Below are 3,906 nucleotides of genomic sequence, written 5' to 3' on the forward strand. Positions count from 1 at the left end.
CGGGGGACGAGGTCGTCGTCACGCGCCTCGACCACGACGCGAACGTCACTCCGTGGGTGCGCGCGGCGGAATCCGCCGGCGCGATCGTGCGCCGCGTACCGATGCGCATCGAGGACGGCACGCTCGACCTCGACGCCTTCCGGCAGCTGCTCGGCCCGCGCACGCGTCTCGTCGCGGTCGGCCACGCCTCCAACGCGCTCGGGACCGTCAACCCGGTCCGGGAGATCGCGACCCTCGCGCACGAGGCGGGGGCCGAGGTCTTCGTCGACGCGGTGCACGGCGCGCCGCATCTCCGGCTCGACGTCGCGGCGTGGGGGTGCGATTGGCTCGCCTGCTCGGCGTACAAGTTCTTCGGGCCGCACGTGGGGATGCTCTGGGGTCGGAAGGAGCGCCTCGCGGAGCTTCCCGTGGACAAGGTCCGCCCCGCGTCGGACCTGCCTCCGGAGCGCTGGGAGACCGGGACCCCCGCCTACGAGGGGATCGCGGGGACGCTCGCGGCGATCGAGTATCTCGAGGAGATCGGCCGGGCCCACGCGCCGGGGGGGGCCGGCCCTCGCGCGGCGCTCGACGCCGCCTTCGAGGCGATCGGTCGCCACGAGCGCGAGCTCGCCGGCGCGGCGCTCGAGGCGCTGCGGTCGATCCGAGGCGTGCGCGTGTGGGGCCTCACCGACCCGCGGCGCCTGCACGATCGCGTCGCGACCTTCGGGTTCACCGTCTCGGGCGTTCCCGCGCGCGACGTGGCGCGGCGACTCGCCGCCGACGGGATCTTCGTCTGGGCGGGGAACTTCTACGCCGTCGAGGCGACCGAGGCGCTGGGGCTCGAGCCCGACGGGCTCGTCCGCGCCGGGTTCCTCCACTACAACCTGCCGGGAGAGGTCGAGCGCTTCGCGGCGGCGCTCTCGAACCGGGCGTAAGCCCCCGCCCCCTCCGGAAGTCTCGCCGTCCCCTCGGGTGATCGCGTCCGAGGCGCGTCCGGCCCCCGGCGAGGCCGGGCTTCAAGCGTCGAAGGCCTTCGCGTCGAACTCCGGGTGCATGGCCCCCGTGTCCATCAGGCGAAGGTGCAGGTCGAAGGCGTGGGCGAGGTCGTGGCGGATGTGCCCCATCCGCGCGTGCTCGAGGTACCGGCGGAGCAGGTCGCGGTAGGCGGGATGGGCGCATTTCTCCACGATCGCGCGCGCGCGCTCCATGGTCCCGAGGCCGCGCAGGTCGGCGAGACCCTGTTCGGTGACCACGACCTGGACGGAGTGCTCGTTGTGGTCGACGTGCGTGGCCATCGGCACGATCGTCGAGATCCGCCCGCCCTTGCTCGTCGACGGGCACATGCAGATCGAAAGATACGCGTTCCTCATGAAGTCGCCGCTCCCCCCGATGCCGTTCATCATCTGGGTCCCGAGGACGTGGGTGGAGTTGGCGTGCCCGTAGACGTCCACCTCCAGGGCGGTGTTCATCGTGATCACCCCCAGCCGCCGGACGATCCCGGGGTGATTGGTGAGCTCCTGCGGGCGGAGCACGATCCTCGGGACGAAGAAGTCCATGTTGTCGTAGATCCGGCGGAGCATCGGCGGGGAGATGGTCAGCGCGGACGACGACGCCCCGAGCAGCCGCCGGCGCTCCATGAGCTCGACGCAGGAGTCCTGGTAGACCTCCGTGTACATCCGGAACGGCGGCACGTCGAGGTTCTCGCCGAGCCCCGCGAGGACGGCGTTGGCGACGTTGCCGACCCCGGACTGCAGCGGGAGGAACTCCCCGGGGATCCGCCCGGCGCGCATCTCGTCGAGCAGGAAGTCCACGACGAACGCCGCGATCCTCTCGTGGGCCGGAGCCGGCGGGTCGAACGCCCCGGTGTCGTCCGGCGCCTCGTGCTCCACGATCCCGACGATCTTGCGGGGGTCGACGGAGGCGTAGGGGAATCCGATGCGCGCCATCGCGTCGTGGATCGGGATCGGCTCCCGGCGCGGGGGCGGGGCGACGATCGCGATGTCGGACATCTCGGAGACGCGCGGCGAGTGGTACCGGTTGATCTCGACGATCACCTTGTCGGCGCACTGCAGGAAGGTCGGCGAGGCGCCGATCGACGTCGTGAGGTAGACGCGTCCGTCGCGGGTCACCTCCGTCGCCTCGATCACCGCGTAGTCCATCTTCCCGAAGAAGCCGAACGAAAGCGTCTGCGGGACGTGCGAGAGGTGCATGTCCACGAACTGCACGTGCTGGCGGTTGATCCGCTCGCGCAGCGCCTTGGTCGCCTGGTAAGGGGCGCGCCACGCGACCGCCTCGGCCTCGGCGAGAGCCTCGTCGATCGCGCTCCCGGCCGAGGCGCCGGTGAGGACTCGGATCCTGAAGGGGTGACCCTTCGCGTGGAGATCGCGCGCCCTCGCCGCGAGCGCGCGCGGGACCGCCTTCGCGGCGCCGGCGGGGGTGAATCCGCTGAACCCCACGAAAGCGCCGTCGGGGATCATCGCGGCCGCTTCGTCGGCGGTGAGTCGGGGGAAGGCGTGGCGGGTGTCCATCGACCGTCTCCTGGGGGCCGGAGCGCTGTGGTTCCGCGTTCTAGCACAGCGGTGCGGCGTCTCCCCAGCACTCGCGCACGAGACGCTTGGCCGCCGTTCGGCGAACGCGTTACCTTGGCGACCGGTCCCCCAGTGGAGGCGCGCCATGCTTCAGCGGATCGCCTTTCTCGCGTGGATCGTCACGTCGTCGTTCGCGTGGGGTTGCGGTGCGGTGGGCGACGTCTTCGACGACGATCCGCCCCCGGCGGAGTTCCTCGCCACGCATCGCTACGCCGGGTTCTCCGCCGACGGCGGGCTCGTCGCGGAGGGGGCGCTCGACCTTCGTCCCCCGGCCCAGTACGCCACGTGCGTGGGACGCTTCATGGTCGCCCTCGCGCCGGGCGTGCCGGAGCCGGCGGGGCACTTCCTGGGGGAGGGGCTGATCTGCCCGGACACCTCCGAGCCGAGCATCCCGGAGCGATACGTCTGGGTGGTCGCCTCGCCGTCGAACATGGGCATCGAGAAGGAGCAGTGGACCCTGACCGGCCTCGGGTTGGGGTATCCGGCGTCAGGGGGCTGGGAGCGATGGCGCTCCGGAACCGCCTTCGAAACCGGGACTTTCGAAATCGTTCCCGTCGATCTCCCCGGCCGGTAAGGGGGCGGAATCGGCGCCTCTTCCCGCGGCGTCCGCTTTGCAGACGTAAGGGGCGGGAGGAGCCCGCATGGCGGACGACGTCGGCATCTACGATCTCGGTGAGGTCCGCGAGGAGAGCTTCGAGACGATCCTCGGCGGGGCCGGGAACTCCAAACGCGCGGCGACTTCGACGCGCGCGGCGGCGCCCGCGGCGGACGATCGCACGCCGATGGTCGCGGCGAGCCTGTCGGTCGTGGTCCCCGGGAGCGGGCAGCTCGCCTTCGGCGACGGTGCCGCGGGGATGTTGTTCCTCTCGCTCGCGGGGCTCGCCGTGTCGTCGGCCTGGGCGCTCGTGACGACGTGGGATCGTCTCGTGCCGACGCTCGCGGTCCTCGAGATTCCCTCGTGGACGGCGACGGCGGCGCTCGTCGCCGCGTTCGTCCTCGCCGCGGGGGCGCACCTCGGTTCCGCCGTGCACGCGCACGCCCATCGCTCGGTCGGCCGCGACGCGGCGACCCACCCGATCGTCGCGGGCCTCGGCTCGATGCTGATCCCCGGATGGGGCCAGCTCCTCGCGGGAAACCGCGGGCGCGCCGGGTTCTTCCTGGGTGCGTTCTGGCTGCTGGGTGGGGCGTGGCTCGCCGTCACCCCGTGGGTCTCGTCGCGCCTCGCCGAGACCGGGCTCGCGCTTCCCCGCGAGCTGCTGAACGGAGCCGGCCCCGTGGTGCTGCTGGCGGCGACGGGAGTTCTCTGGGCGCTCGCGGTTTACGACGCCGCCGCGGGCGC

The 3,906-nt window shown here is 72.2% G+C and carries 4 protein-coding genes; 3 read left to right on the forward strand and 1 reads right to left on the reverse strand.

Annotated elements, in window-relative coordinates; all coding sequences use genetic code 11:
• Positions 1 to 914: aminotransferase class V-fold PLP-dependent enzyme (locus VF139_03430; GenBank protein HEX6850432.1), on the forward strand; the 914-nt coding region annotated here is incomplete at its 5' end.
• Between the two features lie 81 nt (positions 915 to 995).
• Here the strand turns inward: VF139_03430 and VF139_03435 are convergent.
• Positions 996 to 2,507: a succinate CoA transferase gene (locus VF139_03435; GenBank protein ID HEX6850433.1), complete on the reverse strand. Its 1,512-nt coding sequence runs from the start codon at positions 2,505 to 2,507 to the stop codon at positions 996 to 998.
• 145 nt (positions 2,508 to 2,652) lie between these two features.
• On the opposite strand from VF139_03435, the gene VF139_03440 reads away from it, so the two are divergent.
• Positions 2,653 to 3,141: a hypothetical protein gene (locus VF139_03440; protein HEX6850434.1), complete on the forward strand. Its 489-nt coding sequence runs from the start codon at positions 2,653 to 2,655 to the stop codon at positions 3,139 to 3,141.
• A gap of 67 nt (positions 3,142 to 3,208) precedes the next feature.
• The coding region (locus VF139_03445; GenBank protein HEX6850435.1) for a hypothetical protein at positions 3,209 to 3,906 on the forward strand (698 nt) is incomplete at its 3' end.

The organism is Candidatus Polarisedimenticolaceae bacterium (genome assembly GCA_036376135.1).
Classification (GTDB): domain Bacteria; phylum Acidobacteriota; class Polarisedimenticolia; order Polarisedimenticolales; family DASRJG01; genus DASVAW01.